This window comes from Streptomyces sp. NPDC046859 (assembly GCF_040645135.1).
Taxonomy (GTDB): Bacteria; Actinomycetota; Actinomycetes; order Streptomycetales; family Streptomycetaceae; genus Streptomyces.
Window position 1 is genome coordinate 133,822 of the sequence record NZ_JBEYXR010000004.1, and the last position, 19,315, is coordinate 153,136.

At 67.2% G+C, this 19,315-nt stretch carries 13 protein-coding genes; 7 read left to right on the forward strand and 6 right to left on the reverse strand.

The features are described 5' to 3' along the window. Positions 1–104: 104 nt before the first annotated feature. From ABZ899_RS06965 to ABZ899_RS06975, 3 genes are read left to right on the forward strand one after another with little or no spacing between them, the layout of a single operon-like run. Positions 105–2,096, forward strand: a complete 1,992-nt coding sequence (locus ABZ899_RS06965; protein ID WP_361341838.1) for a class I SAM-dependent DNA methyltransferase — start codon at positions 105–107, stop codon at positions 2,094–2,096. Next, positions 2,093–3,406: a restriction endonuclease subunit S gene (locus ABZ899_RS06970; RefSeq protein ID WP_361341841.1), complete on the forward strand. Its 1,314-nt coding sequence runs from the start codon at positions 2,093–2,095 to the stop codon at positions 3,404–3,406. The genes ABZ899_RS06965 and ABZ899_RS06970 overlap by 4 nt, the downstream gene beginning before the upstream one ends. Next, complete coding sequence (locus tag ABZ899_RS06975) at positions 3,403–6,585, forward strand: type I restriction endonuclease (RefSeq protein ID WP_361341844.1); 3,183 nt, start codon at positions 3,403–3,405, stop codon at positions 6,583–6,585. Before ABZ899_RS06970 ends, ABZ899_RS06975 begins: the two co-directional genes overlap by 4 nt. A 55-nt stretch (positions 6,586–6,640) precedes the next feature. Here the strand turns inward: ABZ899_RS06975 and ABZ899_RS06980 are convergent, their stop codons facing one another. Genes ABZ899_RS06980 through ABZ899_RS06990 form a run of 3 tightly spaced genes read right to left on the reverse strand, consistent with a single transcriptional unit; the run spans position 6,641 to position 9,658 of the window. Beyond that, positions 6,641–6,847, reverse strand: a complete 207-nt coding sequence (locus tag ABZ899_RS06980) for a DUF397 domain-containing protein (protein ID WP_361341847.1) — start codon at positions 6,845–6,847, stop codon at positions 6,641–6,643. Then, positions 6,844–7,683: a helix-turn-helix transcriptional regulator gene (locus ABZ899_RS06985; protein WP_361341850.1), complete on the reverse strand. Its 840-nt coding sequence runs from the start codon at positions 7,681–7,683 to the stop codon at positions 6,844–6,846. Before ABZ899_RS06985 ends, ABZ899_RS06980 begins: the two co-directional genes overlap by 4 nt. Before the next feature lie 22 nt (positions 7,684–7,705). After that, on the reverse strand, positions 7,706–9,658 hold the full coding sequence (locus tag ABZ899_RS06990) for a DUF262 domain-containing protein (RefSeq protein ID WP_361341852.1): 1,953 nt from the start codon (positions 9,656–9,658) through the stop codon (positions 7,706–7,708). A gap of 280 nt (positions 9,659–9,938) precedes the next feature. Between ABZ899_RS06990 and ABZ899_RS06995 the strand changes: the two genes are divergently transcribed. The 4 genes from ABZ899_RS06995 (at position 9,939) to ABZ899_RS07010 (ending at position 15,565) form a co-directional block, all read left to right on the forward strand. Next, the gene (locus ABZ899_RS06995; protein WP_361341855.1) at positions 9,939–10,541 is read left to right on the forward strand and encodes an ATP-binding protein; all 603 of its coding nucleotides are present in this window, start codon (positions 9,939–9,941) and stop codon (positions 10,539–10,541) included. 184 nt (positions 10,542–10,725) lie between these two features. Then, entirely contained in the window at positions 10,726–12,315 is a 1,590-nt protein-coding gene (locus ABZ899_RS07000) for a serine/threonine-protein kinase (protein WP_361341857.1), read from the forward strand. Positions 12,316–12,390: 75 nt separating this feature from the next. Further along, positions 12,391–14,565: a 3'-5' exonuclease gene (locus tag ABZ899_RS07005; RefSeq protein ID WP_361341860.1), complete on the forward strand. Its 2,175-nt coding sequence runs from the start codon at positions 12,391–12,393 to the stop codon at positions 14,563–14,565. Positions 14,566–14,803: 238 nt separating this feature from the next. After that, positions 14,804–15,565, forward strand: coding sequence for an EcsC family protein (locus ABZ899_RS07010; protein ID WP_361341862.1), 762 nt, complete (start codon positions 14,804–14,806; stop codon positions 15,563–15,565). Between the two features lie 101 nt (positions 15,566–15,666). On the opposite strand, the gene ABZ899_RS07015 is transcribed toward ABZ899_RS07010, so the two are convergent. The 3 genes from ABZ899_RS07015 to ABZ899_RS07025 are packed head-to-tail and all read right to left on the reverse strand — an operon-like array spanning position 15,667 to position 19,311. After that, positions 15,667–16,833, reverse strand: coding sequence for a cytochrome P450 (locus tag ABZ899_RS07015; protein ID WP_361341865.1), 1,167 nt, complete (start codon positions 16,831–16,833; stop codon positions 15,667–15,669). After that, positions 16,826–17,398, reverse strand: coding sequence for a DUF5825 family protein (locus ABZ899_RS07020; protein ID WP_361341868.1), 573 nt, complete (start codon positions 17,396–17,398; stop codon positions 16,826–16,828). The genes ABZ899_RS07015 and ABZ899_RS07020 overlap by 8 nt, the downstream gene beginning before the upstream one ends. Beyond that, positions 17,395–19,311, reverse strand: coding sequence for a RiPP maturation radical SAM C-methyltransferase (locus ABZ899_RS07025; RefSeq protein ID WP_361342503.1), 1,917 nt, complete (start codon positions 19,309–19,311; stop codon positions 17,395–17,397). The genes ABZ899_RS07020 and ABZ899_RS07025 overlap by 4 nt, the downstream gene beginning before the upstream one ends. Positions 19,312–19,315 lie beyond the last annotated feature (4 nt).

Sequence of the window (19,315 nt, forward strand, 5' to 3'; positions counted from 1 at the left end):
CCGGCGACACCCCCACTTCAGATGCGGACGGACGAGGGCCCAGCGTCCCGCGCCCGCCGCACCACAGTCATCCGTACGGCCCCGGAAGGGAAACGGAAGAAGTCTTGAACAGCAGCAAGCACACGGAGTTGGCGAACCACGCGTGGTCCGTCGCCGACCTCCTGCGGGGGGACTACAAGCAGTCCGACTACGGCAAGGTCATCCTGCCGTTCACGGTGCTGCGGCGCCTGGAGTGCGTCCTGGAGCCGACACGCGACAAGGTCGCGGAGATCGCCGAGCAGCACAAGGACAGCGGCATCGACCCGGACCGCTTCCTGCGCCGGGCCGCGGGCCACTCCTTCTACAACCGGTCCCGCCTGACGCTGAAGAAGATTGCGGCGGACCCGCAGAACGCGGCGAAGAACCTCCAGGTGTACGTGGGTGCGTTCTCCGACAACGCGCGCGGGGTGCTGGAGCGCTTCGACTTCGCCCAGCAGATCAAGAAGCTCGACGACGCCGACCTGCTCTACAAGGTCATGGGCCGGTTCACGGACCTGGACCTGCGCCCCGAGGTCGTGCCCAACCACAACATGGGCTACATCTTCGAGGAACTGATCCGCCGCTTCTCCGAGCAGTCGAACGAGACGGCCGGTGAGCACTTCACGCCGCGTGAGGTCATCCAGCTCATGGTGCGGCTGCTGGTCGCCCCGGACGGCGACGCGCTCCAGCTCCCGGGCGCCGTGCGCACGGTCCTCGACCCGGCGTGCGGCACGGGCGGCATGCTCTCCGCGATGGACGACCTGATCACCGAGCTGAACCCGGACGCGACGGTGGAGGTGTACGGGCAGGAGCTGAACCCCGAGTCGTGGGCGATCTGCCGGTCCGACCTCATGATCAAGGGCCAGGACCCGGAGAACATCGCCTTCGGCAACTCGTTCTCCGACGACGGTCACGCCCGCAAGACCTTCGACTACATGCTGGCCAACCCGCCGTTCGGCGTGGAGTGGAAGAAGGTCAAGGAGGCCGTCGAGGAGGAGCACAAGACGCTCGGCGAGGCCGGCCGCTTCGGCGCGGGTCTGCCCCGCATCAACGACGGCTCGCTGCTGTTCCTCCAGCACATGATCGACAAGATGAAGCCGGTGGACGTGAACGGCGGGGGCGGCTCGCGCATCGCGATCGTCTTCAACGGCTCGCCCCTGTTCACGGGCGCGGCCGGATCCGGTGAGTCGGAGATTCGCCGGTGGATCCTGGAGAACGACTGGCTGGAGGGCATCGTGGCCCTGCCGGACCAGCTGTTCTACAACACCGGCATCTCCACGTACTTCTGGATCCTGACCAACCGGAAGAGCCCTGACCACAAGGGCAAGGTCGTGCTGCTGGACGCCCGTGACCAGTGGGAGAAGATGCGCAAGTCGCTCGGCGACAAGCGCAAGGCCCTGGGCAAGGAGCACATCCGCACGGTGGTCGAGCTGTACGGCGAGGCCCTGTCGGTCGTGAACGACCCGGAGCACCCGCTGCATGGCAAGGTGAAGGTCTTCAAGAACGAGGACTTCGGCTACCAGCGCATCACGGTCGAACGCCCGCTGAAGCTGCGGTTCGAGCTGACGGAGGAGACGCTGGCGGCTCTGGAGGCTTCCAAGGTCATCCAGAAGCTGCCGCAGGCCGAGGTGATGCTCGACGCGTTCAAGTCGATGCAGGTCACGAGCTGGGGCACGAAGCAGGAGGCGTGGATCGCCCTGAAGGACGCGGTGGTGGAGGCCGGCGCGACGTGGCCGAGCGGGGCTCCGTTCAACAAGGCGCTACGGGACGCGATCGGCGTCCGGGACACGGAGGGCGAGGTCCAGCTCGTCAAGGGCCAGCCCGAGCCAGACTCGGAACTCCGCGACTACGAGAACGTGCCGTTGGGTGGGGACGTGGAGGAGCACCTGAAGCGGGAGGTACACCCACACGTCCCGGACGCGTGGATCGACCACAGTAAGACGAAGATCGGGTACGAGATCCCGTTCACACGGCAGTTCTATGTGTACAAGCCACCGCGCTCCTTGGTCGACATCGACTGTGAGCTGAAGGCGCTAGAGACCGAGATTCAGGGGCTGCTCCAGGAGGTTACTGAATGAGAGAGAACAGTCTCCCGTATGGAAGCGTCCTTCCGGATAACTGGACCACGGTCCCGCTCAAGCACTTGGCGACGCTGACGAATGGGTATGTTTTCAGCTCCAGCGATCGGAGCGAAGTCGGAACCCCGATTATTCGGATCGAAAACCTCAACGGTTCGCAGATCTTTAATCACTCCCAACTCAGCCTCCCCAGCAAGTACTCGATCAAGTACGGCGACTTGCTGTTCTCATGGTCAGGAAACCCTGGAACCTCCTTCGGCCCCTATTTGTGGACCAAACGCGGAAAGCACTATTTGAACCAGCACATCTTCAAGGTCGGCACCTTCGGCTGTGATCCGCGGTGGCTCTACTGGGCCCTTAGAGCGGCCACCCACTGGATCGAACGGGAGCTCACGAGCGGCATGATCGGCATGGTTCATGTCACCAAAGAAGATCTGTCGGGTGTGCCGATCCCAATTCCGCCAGGCGAGGCGCAGCGCCGCATCGCCGACTACCTTGACGCCGAAACCGCCCACATCGACAAGCTGTCACTTGCTTTGCAGCGCGAGCTTGAACTCTTGGCCGAACGCCGCACTGCAAATGTAGTTGCGGCCGTGGCGGGCAGTAGGCACGCGGACCGACGGGACTCCAACCTAGCCTGGCTGGAGTCAGTGCCAACGACTTGGCAAGAAGTCCGCTTGGGGCTACTGGCTCGCATGGGCAGCGGACATACGCCGAGCAGATCCCATCCGGAGTGGTGGATGGACTGCCGTATTCCCTGGGTCACAACAGGTGAGGTGAGAAAGGTACGAGACGATAGAATTGAGGACCTGTACGACACTCGAGAAAAGATTAGCGAACTCGGCCTAGCCCACTCGGCAGCCGAATTGCATCCAAAAGACACTGTCTTTCTTTGCCGTACAGCGTCAGCCGGCTACTCCGGCGTCATGGGCGTCCCCATGGCAACGAGTCAGGACTTTGTCACCTGGACGTGTGGGCCTCGCCTGATCCCGCACTTCCTCTTGTGGTGCCTTCGGGCTATGCGGCCCGACCTCCTCGGCCGACTGGCTATGGGCTCCACACATAAGACGATCTATGTACCCGATCTTCAAATGCTACGAGTTCCGCTGCCTTCCCGGAGCGAGCAGGAGGAAATCGTGCAGTCGATTCGTCGGCAAAACGCTCGGATCGACTCGCTTACCGACCGGGTGCGACGCCAACAGGCACTGCTGCGTGAGCGCCGCCAAGCCCTGATCACCGCCGCAGTCACCGGTCAATTCGATGTATCCACCGCAAGTGGACGCAACGTGACCGAGGGAGCATCCGCATGAGCCCCGTGCACGACGAGTCTTCCTTCGGTTCAGCCATTGTCATCGCGCTAAGTGAGCGCGGCTGGCGGGAGGCGAACCCCGAGGACTACCGCCCCGATCTCGGCCTCGACACCAACGAGCTGTTTACCTTCATCGGAGCGACCCAGCCCGACGAGTGGAACGAACTGCTCACCTACTACGGCGGCAACCCCAATGAGGCGCAGCGGGGCTTTGCGCAGCGGCTTGACCGGGCCATTGCTGATGACGGACTGCTGTACGTGCTCCGCAACGGCGTCAAGGATCATGGGGTCAGACTCCGCGTTGCCTACTTCAAGCCCAACCTGATCTCAGCCGAATCAGTCCTGGACGGCTACCGAGCCAACCGCCTCACCGTCGTCCGCGAACTCCCCTACGCCACCAAGCAGGCTGACTGGGGACACCGGCTCGACCTCACCCTGTTCCTTAACGGCATTCCTGTCGCCACCGCCGAGTTGAAGAACCCGCTCACAGGGCAGGGCGTGGAGCAGGCCAAGGAGCAGTACCGGACCGACCGCGACCCGACGGAGTTGATCTTCACGCGGCGGGTCGTCGCGAACTTCGCCGTGGACCCGGACCTTGTCTTCGTCACCACACAACTTCGCGGCAAGGCAACCCAGTTCCTCCCCGTCAACACCGGCTCGAACGGCCCCGGCCAGCCCGGCGGCGCCGGAAACCCGGCGCCCACGACGCACGGCGCGTACGCCACGTCGTACCTCTGGGAACAGGTCTGGGAGCGCGACAACTGGCTCGACCTGCTCCAGCGCTTTGTGCACCAGCAGAAGCACAAGACGCCGGGCGGAGGCACCACCAAGTCCACGATCTTCCCGCGCTTCCACCAGTGGGACGTGGTCAAGAAACTCACCGCGCACGCGTCAGTTCACGGCGCCGGCCAGAACTACCTGATCATGGCCTCGGCTGGCTCGGGCAAGTCGAACACGATCGGCTGGCTGGCCCACCGCCTGAGCGATCTGCACGCCCGCATGGACCCGCACGTCCTCAACCCGGAGGCCCTGGCCGAGGGACGCATCAGGCCGGGTGAGCCGGTCTTCGACAAGGTCATCGTCATCACGGACCGCCGCGCCCTGGACGCCCAGCTCTCGGCGACGGTCGGCAGCTTCTCGCAGACGGACGGCCTGGTCGTGAAGGTCGACGAGAAGCACGGCGCCAAGAGCGAACAGCTCGCCCGCGCCCTCTCCCGCGACACGGGGAAGATCGTCACGGTCACCCTGCACTCGTTCCCCGCGCTGCTGGACTACATCAAGCGCAACCCCACCGAGATCAAGGGCACCCGCTTCGCGATCATCGTGGACGAGGCGCACTCCTCCCAGTCCGGCGACGCAGCGACCGCCGTGAAGTCCGCCCTGCGGGACCTCGGCCTGGACGCGGACTCGGATGACAAGGGCGCGACCACCCTCACCGTGGACGCGCAGTTGAAGGCGAAGGCCGTGGCGCGCTCCCGCGCCTCGAACCTCTCCTACTTCGCCTTCACCGCCACCCCCAAGTCCAAGACGCTCGAGCTCTTCGGCACCGAAGGAGTGGAGAACGGGAAGCCCGTCTACCGCCCCTTCCACACTTACTCCATGCGCCAGGCCATCGAGGAGGGCTTCATCCTCGATCCGCTGCGCAACTACGTCACGTACAACACGTACTGGAAGCTCGCGAACCTGAACCGCGACGAGAAGGAGGTGGACCCCTCCAAGGCGAACAGCCACCTCGCCCGGTTCGCGCTCATGCACGAGCACACGGTGTCCCAGCACGCCCAGGTGATCGTGGAGCACTTCGTACGTCACACCCGGGGGCGGCTCGGCGGGCGTGCCAAGGCAATGGTGGTCACGGCGTCCCGGCTCTCCGCCGTGGAGATGGCGCGGGCCATCCGCAGCTACATCGCCGACGTCGGCTACGACACCAAGTACCCGGACCTCGGTGTCCTGGTCGCGATCTCCGGTTCCCTCACCCTCGACGGCGAGGAGACCACCGAGGTCAAGGAGAACGGCGGCCTCTCGGAGGCGGCGCTGCCGAAGGCGTTCGCCTACACCCGCGCCGACGACAAGGCCGCGAAGGCCGGCGGCAAGGGCCAGCAGGAGTACCGCATTCTGGTTGTCGCCGAGAAGTACCAGACAGGCTTCGACCAGCCGCTCCTCACGACGATGTACGTGAACAAGACGCTGACCGGTATCGCCGCCGTGCAGACCCTCTCGCGCCTCAACCGCACCGCCGAACGCAAGTCCCAGGCCGACCTTGCCGTCCTGGACTTCGTGAACGATGCCGAGGACATCCAGGACGCCTTCCGCCCGTACTTCGAGGAGGCACACACCCTTCCCTCGGACCCGAACCTCCTCTACACGGCCCAGAGCCGCGTCATGTCCGCGCCGATCATCTCGGAGCAGGACATGGACCAGTTCGTCGCCGCGTACATTGAGGCGGAGGCGAAGGCGGCCGGCAACCAGTCCAAGTGGGAGAAGCTGCACGCCGAGCTGTACCGGCTCCTCTCCCCCGCGGTCACCCGCTTCAGCCACCTCCTGGAAAGCGAGGAGGAGGACGAGGTCGAGGCTGCCGAGGAGTTCCGCGCGAACCTCAACGACTACGTGCGTAAGTACGGGTTCCTCGCGCAGATCGTTCCGTACCAGGACGCGGAGTTGGAGCGGCTGTACCTCTACGGCCGCCACCTGCTCAACCGCCTCCCGCGGCTGGCAGACGGCGGAGTCGACATAGGGGAAGTCGACCTCAGTCACCTGCGCGTGGAGAAGACCGGCGAGCACGACGTGTCCCTCACGCCCGAAGGCCCCGCCGAACTGAAGGGGTTCGGTGACGGTGTCGGCGGTGGCAAGGACGCCGAGAAGTCGCTGCTGTCCGAGCTGATCGAGAAGTTCAACGCGAAGTTCGGGACGGAATTCACCGAGGAGGACGTTCTCCCCGCCTTCAACGCCACCAAGAAGGACCCGAAGGTGCGGGCCGCCGCCCTCGTCAACGACGAGGAGAACTTCGGCATCGTCTTCGACAAGAAGTTCGAGGAGAACATGATGGACCACGTGTCCACCATCGACACTCTCGGCAAGCGCTACTTCGGCGCCGACCGCAGCTTCAAGTCCAACCTGGACCGCAGCGCCCGCCGTGCGGCCTGGCGCATGATCCGTAGCGAAGAGGGCTTGGACGACGTGTAGTGCGTGACCGGAGGGTTCCGCCGTGCGCCGGAACCCTCCGGATCCCGCGCGCTGTTCAGCTGCTCACAGCCGACTCCAGAAACCCGGTCCAAGCGGCCTGACCAACGGCGAGTACGGGGCCGGTCGGGTTCTTGGAGTCCCGTACCCATATCTCGTCGGCCGTGGCGGCCACCTCCACGCACTGACCGCCCTCGGCACCGCTGTAGCTGCTCTTGCGCCAGGCGGCTTCGAGGACTTGGCCTGAGACGTCGACGGTGTTCATAGCTCTCCCAGCAGCTTCTCGATGAATCCCAGGGTCTCTCTCGGGCTGAGAGCCTGACTCCGGATGATTCCATAGCGCGCCGCAGCCTGCCGTGTCTCGTCCCGGTCGGTCTGCAGATGGCTGTGACCCTGCACTTCGGTGTACACGAACTGCTCGTTGTTCTTGCGGACGAGCACCGTGAACGGGCCGTCCACGCCCGCATTGTCGTCGCGTTCCATGGGCATCACCTGAAGCTCGACGTTGCGCTTGTGCCCGATCAGCAGGAGCTGTTCAAGCTGTTCCCGCAGCACGTCACGTCCGCCGATGGTCCGACGCACAACTGACTCGTCCAGCACGAAGCCCAGCAGAGGAGCAGGCCACCGGCTGAAGATCTCCTGTCGTGCCAGGCGGGCCGCAACACGCAGCTCGATCGTCGCCTCGTCGAGCAGTGGGCGCCTCATGGCCAACACGGCACGCATGTACTCCTCGGTCTGCAAGAGCCCGTTGACGAGCAGCGTGTCGTACGCATACAACTCGACCGCCTCCGACTCCAGCCGAGCCATGTCCCGGAAGAACGCGGGGTACTGGGCGCGCGCAAGAACCTCTTTCAGCGCAACCAGCACACCCCCGGCCTCCAACACCTCATCCGCCCGCTCCACCAACCGCGGCTGCGGAATCCGGCGCCCCTGCTCGATCGACGCGATGGACTCCGCCGCGTACCCGACCCGCTTGCCGAACTCCGCCCGGTCGAGCCCCGCGCGGACCCGCAGCAACTTCAGCTGCTTGCCGAAGGCCGCGACGACGCCCGTACCCGGTTCGTCCTCCGGCCGCTGTGCCACCCCGTCCTCATTGCTCATCGTGTCGCCCCGACCTCGCTCCTCAGTCCTCGGCACGCAGGTTCCGGATATGGGCCCGCAGTGCGTCCGTGCTGTGGAAGATGCGGTAGTCACCCGCCTCCAGGGCCGCCTGCTCCTCCTCGGTCATGTCGGGCGCGAGGACGATCGGCACCCCGCCCTCCGCGCGGAGCCCCAGCGGCCAGTACGCGGCAGCGACCACGATCGCGGCCCCGGTGGCCGGGTCGCTGACCTCGCTGTCCAGTTCGGGGGCTACGAGGTCGGCCTCACTCGCCTCGGCCAGGAGGGCGCCCAGGCCGGGGACCTCCTCGGCCGCGTCGGCGCGCGCCGTGCCGGGCGGGGCCACCGGAGGCAGCGTGGCACCGGTCGCAGGGCGCGCGTCCGCGACGGCCGCCGGGTACGGCCCGTCGTGGAGGCCCTGGAGGAAGTCGTTGGCGGCGCGGGCGAGGAGTTCACGGCGGGCGGCGAGGAAGTCGTGGTACGCGGACACCTGCCACAGGTCACGGTCCATCGGGATCCACTGGCTGGCCAGCGCTCCGGGCATACGCGACTCGATCTCCTCCAGGTACTCCGCCGGTTCCCTCGCCCCGATCTTGAGATTGGTGTCCTGCGTGAGGAAGCAGAAGTTGGCGACGGCGTTGACGTCGGCCCGGCTGTAGTCCTGCTTGTACAGAAGCGCCTTCGGGAAGATGTGGTGGACCTGGAGCGAGCTCAGTCGGCCCAGCATCCCCGCCCGCAGCGGGACACCGCTGACGAAGTCCTGGGCGCTGTGGACCCGGGTGAGCATGTAGAGCAGCGGGTAGAACCGCGAACCCATGCTGGAGCCTACGAAATCGTCGGGCTCGACCACGAGACGGCCACCCCGGCTGCGCCGCAGGACGCTGATCAGCTGGTCCACGCCGCCCTCGTCGACGGCTTCCAGATCCTGGTTGAGGTAGGTCTCGGTGGCTCCCGTGTGGCGGCCCCAGAGCGAGCTGTGCACGTACCAGTAGAAGAGGCGGTCGCGCGACATGGCGTCGGGGAACCTGCCGCCGTGCTTGTGCAGCAGCCGGCTCATGACCGGGAAGGCCACGCGGCCGTTCAGTACCGCCCCGTGGTCGAGCCCCAGCCGTCCGCCGAGCGCGTTGAGCAGGTACGAGACGGCGTCGATGGTCTCGGAGAGGCCGGAGCGGAAGGCGGAGACCTCCACGTCGGCGAGCTTGGAGAACTGTGCCTCGCCGGTCAGGACGGCGTTGACGTTGCGCAGCAGCCAGTCGAGCTTGAAGGAGAAGCCCGCGGCGGCCCACTCCTCCAGGGCCTTGTTCATGGTGGGGCGGGCGGCCGGCCAGGCGGCGCAGATGGTGGCCAGGGCCAGGTCGCCCTTGGTGAGCTTCGTACCACCGGAGTTGACCCGGTTGAAGATCTGCACCACCACGTCGATGGTCTTGTCCTCGCCGGTCACCTCGTCGATGTGGACGTTGCGGTCCTTGATCTGGGTGATGCGGTTGAGGCGCTCGATGTAGGTGGCCTGACGGCCCGCGTCCCCGCTGGCCAGTTCGGTCACGGCGAGGAGCTGGCTGCCCAGCCCGTTGAGGAAGAGCGCGGTGACGTCCACCCAGACCGGGTTGTCCTTCATCTTGGCCGGTGCGTAGAACTCGAAGACTTCCGTGTCCAGGTGGAAGTGGAGGCCCGTGAGCGCGGAGGCGTTGCCCTCGAAGAACTCCGGGGGCCGGCCGCGGGTGACACCGTAGAGCGTCGTCACGCGCTGCTGGCCGTCGAGCAGGAGGTGGATCGTGCCGTCGCGGCCGGAGTCCCCGCCGCGTGTCTGCACGCTGTCCGCCTTGGTGCTCCAGGTCAGGAAACCCCCGATCGGGTACCCCCGGTACAGGGACTGGAAGAAGCCTCGTACCTGGTCCCGTGTCCAGACGTAGCCGCGCTGGAACTCGGGGAGCGCGATGTCCCCGGCCTCGACCTTGTCCAGAACCTGTGAGATGTGCACCGTCGTTGCGCCCGTTCGTTCGGTCCTGGTGACCTCGCCACCAGAACGTAGCTGCCCGATCGCCCGAAGTTAGCAGTCCGGTCGCACAGTTGCTCCCGGAACAGAGGCATATGCGCTCGACCGGGCGGCCCTCGGCTTGGTCACCGAGAAGAGCGCCGTTCCTCGCTGCCGCCCGGGCGCAGCAGGTCCACGTACAGGCCTCGCCGCAGCACGTACAACGAGCCGGTGACGGCGCGTCACCTCTATGCGCGGAGGGTGAGTGACGAGCAACGTACGAGTCATGACCACCGACCCGGAGGCCGCGGCCCACCCCTCGGCCGACCGCCCCGAACTCCGCTCTCCCACCCACCGTTTCGCGATGGACTTCACTTCCACCCGGCGCGGCGCCCGGCTCGCCCGGCACCTGTGTGGAGCACGGCTCGACGCATGGGGTGTCCCCTACGGCAGCGATCCGCACGACGCCGTCGCCCTCGTCGTCGCCGAGCTCTGCGCCAACGCAGTCCGGCACGGCCATGTACCCGGCCGTGACTTCAGGCTGCGGCTCTTGGGGCGGGACGCGACTGTGCTCGTGGAGGTCTCCGACACACGCGCCGAGCGGCTGCCCGTCCCCAGCACTCCCCCGGCAGTGCCGGGTGACCTGGGTGACGGTCCGGAGGACGACCGGGACGGAGGCAGGGGCCTGCTGCTCGTCGCGGCCCTCGCGGACGGTTGGGGCTGGTGCCCGCGCGCGGAGGGCGGGCCGGGCAAGACGGTGTGGGCGCGGCTCGTCCTCCCCGGAGGTTTCGCCCTCGTCAGGCCCACGCTGGCACCGGCACCCATCTCCCCCTCCATGCCCCTGACGCTCGCCCGCCTGTCCAGGTCGGCGGCCGGCGACGGTCCGTAACGGGGTCCTTCCCGGCCTTCCCGCCTCCCGGACAGGACTCCGCCGGTCACTTCTGATCACCCTTGGGTGGCCGCCGGTGCATCTCGGCTGGACTGGCGTTCCCGCAACGACGACACTGGTGCCCGACCAGTCGGACCGGCGCCGATCCATCGCTCGCCGGCGAGGTGACTCGACGGGGGCAGGGGTGCCGCAGAAGCCGGTCGCGGGGCGTTACGAACTGCTGGAGCAGCTCAACCACGGCGGGATGGGCGAGGTCTGGCGCGGCTACGACGCCGTACTGGACCGGCCGGTCGCCGTGAAGGTGATCCGGGGGCAGGCCGCCGCCACCCCGCAGCTAGCCGAGGAACTGGCCAAGCGGTTCCGGCGCGAGGCACGGATCACGGCCCGCATCCAGCACCCGGGCGTCCCGCAGGTGTACGACGCGGTGCTCGACGAGGACTCCTACGACCGGCTGTTCCTGGTGATGGAGTTGGTCGAGGGTGTGCCGCTCAGTCACCTCGTCCACCCGGACCTGTCGCTGCCCATCGGCTGGGCGGTGGCCGTCGCCGCGCAGGTCGCCACGGTCCTCTCGTACGCGCACGAGGTACCCGTCATCCACCGCGACCTGAAGCCGGGCAACATCCTCGTCGCCCACGACGGGACGGTGAAGGTGCTGGATTTCGGCATCGCGGCCATCCTGCGGACCGACGTCACCAAGCTGACCGCGACCGGCAGCCCCGTCGGCACCTACCAGTACATGTCGCCGGAGCAGGTCCGCGGCGGGCAGGTGACCCCGAAGGTCGACCTGTACGCGCTGGGCTGCGTCCTGCACGAACTGCTCAGCGGTCGCGTGCTGTTCAGCGCGGACAGTGAGTACCTGGTGATGTTCCAGCACGTCAACGCCCCGCCGGCACCGCTGCGGCAGCTGCGGGCCGATGTACCGGCCGAGCTGGAGGAACTCGTCCTGCACCTGCTGCGCAAGGCCCCCGAAGCGCGGCCCGCGGACGTGCAGGAGGTGTACGAGCGGCTGCGGCCCTTCCTGCCGGCCGCGGGCGAGGAGCCCTCCCCGCACGAGGCGGTGCCGCCCGGGACACCGGACCCGACCGGCGTGTTCCGCCGCCCCTACGCGCCCCGCAGCCGCGGCCGTTCCGTGGGCGCGCCGGACCGCGCAGCGGCCGAGGCACCGGCCGTACCTGCCGCCGCGCCCCTGTCCGAGACGCTGCGCGCGCAGATCCGTGAGGCACGTGAGCACTACGACGCCCTGGTGGAGGAGGAGCGTTTCTCGCAGGCCGCCGAGGTCGCGGGCGAGATCGTCGAGCCCGCCGCACAGGCCCTGGGCGCCGAGAACAAGGTGGTACTGGCCCTGCGCGCGCGGCGGGCCGGTGCCCGGCTGCTGGGCGGTGACTTCCGGGCGGCACTGCCCGAGTTCGAGATGCTGGCGGAGGCGTACAGCCGGATCAACGGCCCCACCAGCCGGGCCGCACTGGACTGCCGCGCCCAGGCCGCCCGCTGCCGTGCCGAACTCGGCCAGGTCACCGAGGCCCTCACCGCGCTGGAGAGCGTCCTCGGTGTCGTACGGAACGTGGACAGCGACGCCAGCGAGGAGGCCGTCGTCCTGCGCCGGGACATCGGCATGCTGCTTCTCGCCCAGGGCCGCGCCGCAGAGGCCCGCGCCCTCCTCGAACCCCTCCACGACGACCTGAACCTGGTCTACGGCCCCGAGGACGAGATGACGCTGGAGGTCGCCGAAGCCCTTGCCGTCCTGCGCCTCGACCTCGACGGCACGACGGGCTGAACCCGGTCCGCGCACCGGCCCGCGCCTGCCGGCCTTCCCGACCCCGGTCACTGTCACCCAGGAGAGAACCGCCTCATGCCCCGCCTCGCCTTCGACATCGGCTTCTGTGCTCAGCTCGGCAAACTTCAAGGGACCGTCCGCGACGGAGTGTTCGCGGCATGGGAGAAGTTCGAACGGCTCACACTGGAGCAGCTGTTCAAGGACCCCGGCCTGAAGCTGGAGTCTCTCAAGCAGGCGCGTGACCCGCACATCCGCACCATCCGGATCGACCAGGGCACACGTGGCGTGGTCCTCGCGCCGGAGTCCGGTGAGACCTTCGTGCTGCTGCGGGTGATGCCGCACGACAAGGCCATCGCGTGGGCGGTCAAGCAGAAGTCCAGCATCAACACCGTCACCCGTGCCGTCGAGATCCGCGACATCGCCTCTCTGGAAGAACTGACGCCCGCGTACGAGCGGATCGCGCCCGATCCGGACCGGCGGCTGTTCGCGAAGGTGTCCGACGGCGACATGGCGGCGCTCGGCATCGACGGCACCACGCTGCGGCAGGCCCGCGCGCTCACCGACCTGGAGCAGCTGGAGGTCTTCGCGCCGTACTTCCCCCAGGACCAGCGGGAGGTGCTGGAGTACCTCGCGGCTGGCTTCACCGTGGAGGAGGTCTGGCGCGACGTGGTGTCCGTCGCGCTCGCCCACGGACCGGCGGCTCCAGTCGACACGTCGGACTACGAGACCGCGATCCACCGCAGCCGCGCCCGCATCGCGGTCGTCTCGGACTCCGACGAGATGCGCGACATCCTGGAGAAGCCCTTCACCGCCTGGCGCGTCTTCCTGCACCCGACCCAGCACAAGGTGGCCTACCGCCCGTCGTACTCCGGTCCCGCCCAGGTGACCGGTGGTCCGGGCACCGGCAAGTCCGTCGTCGCCCTCCACCGTGTGCGGCATCTGCTGCGGCACCTGCGCGACGGCGACCGGATTCTCCTGACCACGTTCACCAACGCGCTCGTAGACGCCCTCACCGAAGGGCTCGGCCTGCTCGTCGACGACCCGGATCTGCGCGACCGGGTCGACGTCCTGACGGTCGACGCCTTCGCCGGACGGGTGGTCAACACGTCTCGCCGCCCGCTCAACGGATACGAGGAGACCGCCCGGTGGGAACAGGCCGCGGCGGCCACGGGCTTCTCCGGAACCCCGCAGTTCCTCGCCCAGGAGTACAAGCACGTCGTCCTGGCCCAGGACATCCGTACGCAGGACGCGTACGAGAGCTGCGAACGGCGGGGCCGCGGCAGCGCGCTGTCCGCCGGGGCGCGACCACTGGTGTGGCGGACCGTGGAGGAGTTCACCCGGAGGCTGGACGAGGACGGACTGCGCACCTATCTCGGAACCTGCGCGGAGGCCACCGACCTGCTGGCCGTGCAAGGGCCGTCCTACCGGCACATCGTCGTCGACGAGGCCCAGGACCTGCACCCGGTCCAGTGGCGGATGCTGCGGGCGGCCGCCCCCACACGACCGGACGATCTGTTCGTCGCCGGTGACCCGCACCAGCGGATCTACGACAGCCGGGTGTCGCTGAAGGCCCTCGGCATCACCGTCGCGGGCCGTTCGACGAAGCTGCGCAAGAACTACCGATCCACCCAGGAGATCCTCAGCTGGGCGACAGGTCTCCTTCTGGGCCGGCCCTTCGACGAACTGGCCGACAGCGGGCGGCACGACACCTTGGTGGGGTACAGCTCGGTCCTGCACGGCTCCGGGCCGTACGTGCACGAGGCGGAGACGGAGGATGCCGAACTCGACGCGCTCGTCGAGCAAGTGCGGGAGTGGGTGGACGGTGGTGCCGCGTACGGCGAGATCGGGGTCTGCGCGCGCTTCAACAAGACCTGCGAGAAGGTCAAGGAAGCGCTGCTGAAGGCCGGAATCCCCGCCAGCCGTGTCCGAGCCGGTGCGGCCCGCACCGACGACGCTGTCAACGTGGGCACCATGCACACCTTCAAGGGGCTCGAGTACCGTTATGCCGCCGTCGTCGGGGTGAACGACGCGGCTCTGCCCAACCCTTCCGCGGTCACGCCGGAAGACGTCGACCGCCTCCAGCACGAGGCCGACCTCGCGGCGGAACGCTGCCTGCTGTTCGTCGCCTGCACGCGGGCCCGGGACGGCTTGTACGTCTCATGGACCGGGCAACCCAGTCCATTCCTCGTGGAGGCCGGTTGTGGCGCGGGCCAGTCGTCGGACCCGGCCACCATCGGAAGGCATATTTGAGCCAACTCTGGCCGTTTGACGATGCTTTCATCGTGTGGAAGTGTGTAGCCGCTTCGGCTTAGTTGTGACGGGCGGCACGGCGAGGGGGTCGTGACGCGAAGGGGTGGGCGGGTGGGAGCGAGGGGGCACGACTTCAGACGGCGCGCACGCTTGCGGGACGTCTGACCGGACTCTTTCCCCCCTGCTCGCAGCAGTGCGGGGCTCCGACCCGGAGCGTCCGCAGGAGGGGTGGTGCGTGATGGCCGACGAGAAGACTCCTGGCGAGGGGGCCGACGAGAAGGCTCCCGACGAAGGGGCCGTCGAGAAGACCGGGCGATGGGTCGCCGATCTCGCGGAGAAGGTGATGGTGAAGGGCATCGGCCCGATCACCGGGTCGGTTGCCTGGGCCGAGGACCGTCTGTCGCGACGGCAGGGGGCCGCCTACCGGGCGCCGGACGACGAAGAGCGCCGGTCTCCGGAGGACAGGAAGGACGACATCGACGCGGTCGTCGCCCGGCTCATCAAGGAGTCCGTGGCCGCGGCCGGCACTCAGGGGTTCGTCACCGGTCTCGGCGGGCTGATCACCGCGGGTGTGACACTCCCCGCCAACGTGGCCGCGGCCATCACCGTCAACATGCGGATGGCCGGCGCCATCGCACACCTCCGGGGGTGGGACATCCGCGATCCGCACGCCCGGACCGTCGCGATGATGCTCGCGATCGGCATGAGCACCCAGAGCGTCCTCGCGGCCTTCGGCGTGAAGGTCGGCCAGAAACTCGGCGAGCAGATGATCAAGAAGATCCCGATCACCATGATCCGGGCGATCAACAAGAAGGCCGGCACTCACCTGGTCGCGAAGTACGGAACGAAGCGCGCCGCGATCACCCTCGCCAAGGGCGTCCCCATCCTGGGCGGCATCGTCGGGGGTGCCGTGGACGCCGGATCGACCGCCGTCATAGGACGGGCCACGGACAAGGCCCTGCGGGGCGACATGCTGCGGGACGAAGAGTTGGAGAAGTAGCTCTTCGGGTCACCCTCGGCGAGATATCAGGGACAAGGGCCTCGACCGTGAATGGTTGAGGCCCTTCGTCACAGCAGCCGGACAGCAGGCGCCGCGGAGTGCTAGTTCGCGCACTCGACCCAGATCGGAAGTTCGACGAGACCGTTCATGACCGAGGTCTCGTGGAATCGCAACTCCGACGGTTCCACCGTCAGACCGAAACTCGTTGTTCCAGAGAGGAACACGCGCAGGGCCTGCGCCGCGATCAGACGGGTGACCGGGATACCCAGGCAGGAATGCCTCCCGCGACCGAACGTCAGATGCTCGAAGTCCCGCCCGCGCGTGGGGTCGAAGGTGTGGGCATCGGGAAATGCCGACGTGTCCCTGTTGCACACATCCACCCCGATGACCAGCAACGTACCCGCTGGAACCGCGTAACGACCTATCACCGATGGCTTCTTGGTCATCCGGTAGATCCCTCGCGCGATCGGGCTCGCGTACCGCTGGACCTCGTGGACGAGTCCGGGCAGCAATCCCTCGTCGTCGCGTACAAGACTCTGAGTCTTCGCATCCTGCGCCAAGCACAGGATGCCATTCGTGATCAGTGCCGCCAGCACCTCGACACCCGACAGCGCGAGCAGCCGAGTGTTCGCCGCGACCTGTCGGTCGTCGAGAGAGGGCAGTTCCGCCATCAGGTCCGACACGAGGTCGTCGGCGGGCCGGGCGCGCCGGTCACGCACCCAGTCGACGAGCGTGGCGTCGAGTTCGCGCACCGGATATCCCTGATACACCGCGGTTCTCAGAGCCGAGACCAGGTTTGCGTCCAGTCCGAGCAATCGCGACATGACACTGTCGGCGATGGGCACGCCGATCGACGCGACCGCGTCGAGCCTGCCCAGGGTGAGAGCACTCTCGACCGAGTGCTGGACGTCCTGGATCAACTGCTCCGAGACGTCGCGCACGCGCGCATCGATGACCCGCCGAAGTGCGCGCCGTACCTGACGATGCTCCTCCCCGTCGGTCTGATTGACCGCGAAGACCATGTCGGACGACGTATCCGGGTGCGGCTCGACCGGCTCGTCGAAAACGCTGGCCATGAGCTCGCCCGCACTTCCGTAGGTTTCGACGTCCGACAGAATGCGGGTGGCTTCACGGTGGTCGTTGACAACCAGTCCCACTCCTGCGGTTCCCATGCGCGTGGGAACGATGGCGGCGGCCGGGTCCGCCGGCCCTCGTGCAATGGTCCGCTCGTCGAGTGTCCTGCGGAAGAGAATGCTGCCGTCAGACACACCAGACTCCTTGCCTCACGGCAATCCCCACACAGTGGTCGCCGGAACGGAAGACGAGGCCGTGCAGATCAAGAGCGTCCAGACTGGCGGCTTCCTCGGACGTGATCCTGTGCGCCCAACGGCTTGCGTCGATGACGGCTGCCGCCGGCTCCGAGCGGTCGACATCGATACGGCGGCGCTCCCCGTGGCGCGCGTCCTCAACGGCCAGGAACGTCGGACCGCGCCGAACGACGAGTGAGTCCCACTGCGGCGTCGGCCATGCGAAGGTGCCGTCCGACTGGCGTGGCGGGTCGAGGTGGCGAAGGCGCCCGACCTCGAGGGCACCGCAGTCGCCGCTCCAGGAAACCCTGAGGCCGACGCCGCGCGCGTCCCGGAGCAACGCGATCAAGGAGACAAGGTCGCGATCGCCCATGTCCGGCATGGTGAAATGACCGGCTAGTCGAACCCCGGCGTATCCCGACCGGGTCAGGGTGACGAGGTCCTGTCTGCTCTGCACCGAGTGGAGACTCACCGGCGCGAAGAGCCGTCGTCTGTTCGACCGTCGTCCTGCTGTCTGTGTCGTCACCAGCGCAATCCCGTCGCCAGCGCCAAATAGGTGGCATCCTCATGGAAAACTGTTCCGAGCTCTGTCCAGTGCGCGAGGAGCTCTTCTACCTCTTCTTCCCGCACTGCGATCCCGCACGAGCGCAATGTGGAGATGAGCGCAGGGAGCGTTTTGCCCTTGGCCAGTGCCCGGTAGGCCTCGGCCTCGAGACCCGGTTTCAGCACCAGTTCCCGGGAGGGCCATGTGGAACGGTCGTCGACGATGGTGAGCGAGCCGTCCGGCGCAGGCAGGGCGACCAGCCGCGAAGTCGGTGCGTGTGTCCTCCAGCTCGCGACCGCTTCGCGCAACTTCTCGTATACCTCTGGCGATATACCGGCCGGCTCGGACTCGAAGACGTACACGAAGTCATCGAGGGCGTCCACCACCCCCTCGTAGGCGCCCATCAGGTTGCGGGAGGGGCCGAGAGCCTTGAGACCGAGTTCTGGATCGTCGAAGTAGGGGCTGAAGCGTTCCAGTTTGATCGGGAACACCCCGGCGGGCGGCGTCAGATGGTGGAGGGACGGGAGCGAGTCGATCAACGCCGTGTAGTCGCGATCGTCCTCCCCCGGGAACGCCACGAGGATGTTCCACGACGGATAGATCCTGCAGGTGGCACAGTCCCGCAGGAATCGCACGTTCTGCCATCCGGTCACCCCCTTGCGCATGATGCGCAGGATCGGTGTGCAGAGGCTCTCGACGCCCGGCTGCAGTTGCGTGAAACCGGCTCGGGCAAGGGACTCGAGTTGACCGAAGTTGAGGTTCGACTTCACCTCGGCGAACAGCCGGACGTCCCATTCGGCAGGCAGCGCCAGATCCGTGGTCAGTCGAACGACATGCTCGGGGGCCAGGATGTTGTCGGAAAACACCAGGTCGAGCACGTTGTGCCGGCGTACGGCCCGGCTGGCCTCCGCCTGCACGCGCTCAGCGGGCTTCGCACGATGAGCCATGGCCGATCCGTTCAAGCCGCAGAACGTGCAATGGTGCTTCGCGCCCCACCAGCATCCGCGGCTGGCCTCCAGCGGGATCTTGACGTCGATGTTGTGACCGACCGGGGATTTCCGCAGATCACGGAAATAGTGATCGTAGACGGGTTCCGGCACTATGTTCATGGAGACGGGCGTCGGTCCGATCGGGTTGCTCACCGACGTTCCGTCGGAGTCGGATCGCCAGCACAGACCGGGCACGGAACGCAGCCTTTTGTCATGCTGGTCGACGGCACCGCTACGGTATCCGGCGATGTGGGCGATGAGGGGTGCGATGGAGCGCTCCGCCTCACCCCGGATCACGTAGTCGAATTCCTTTCGGGCGCGGTGCACTGCCGTACCTTGGACGCCGTCGCAATTCGCCCCGCCGAGCAGCGTGACGACACTCGGTGACAGTTCCTTCACGCGGTGCGCGAGCGCGAACGAGGCGATGTTCTGGTCGAACGTCGTCGTCAGCCCGAGGACATCGGCGCCCGACGATACGAGATCCCGGGCGAGCTCGTCGATGAAGGCGGGCGCCGCGCGGAACATCGCCTCATAGGCATCGGCGTGCTCGCTGTCCTTTACGAGGTCGTGGAAACTTGTGTGGCGTGGGTCGATCCCGGGGCGGAAACAACTGGAGAAGACCCATTCCCCGACCCCGAACACCTCGGCGTCGACGATCAGTTCGTAGTGGTCACGCTCGAGGCCCACTTCCCGGATCAGGAAGTCGAGCCACCGTATGTTCCCGTAGACGACGTCGAGCTTCTCCACTTCCCCGCGCTGCTCGAACAACGGAGCGATCGTGCTCAGCGCCAGGGAAGGCATGTCCACCACGGCCCAGGGCATGCAGACCAGCGCGACCGAAAGGACGTCCTCGTGCACGACCGGCGGGTTCGGATCCAGCGCCGGCCGCTTCTGGCCGATCTGCATCAAT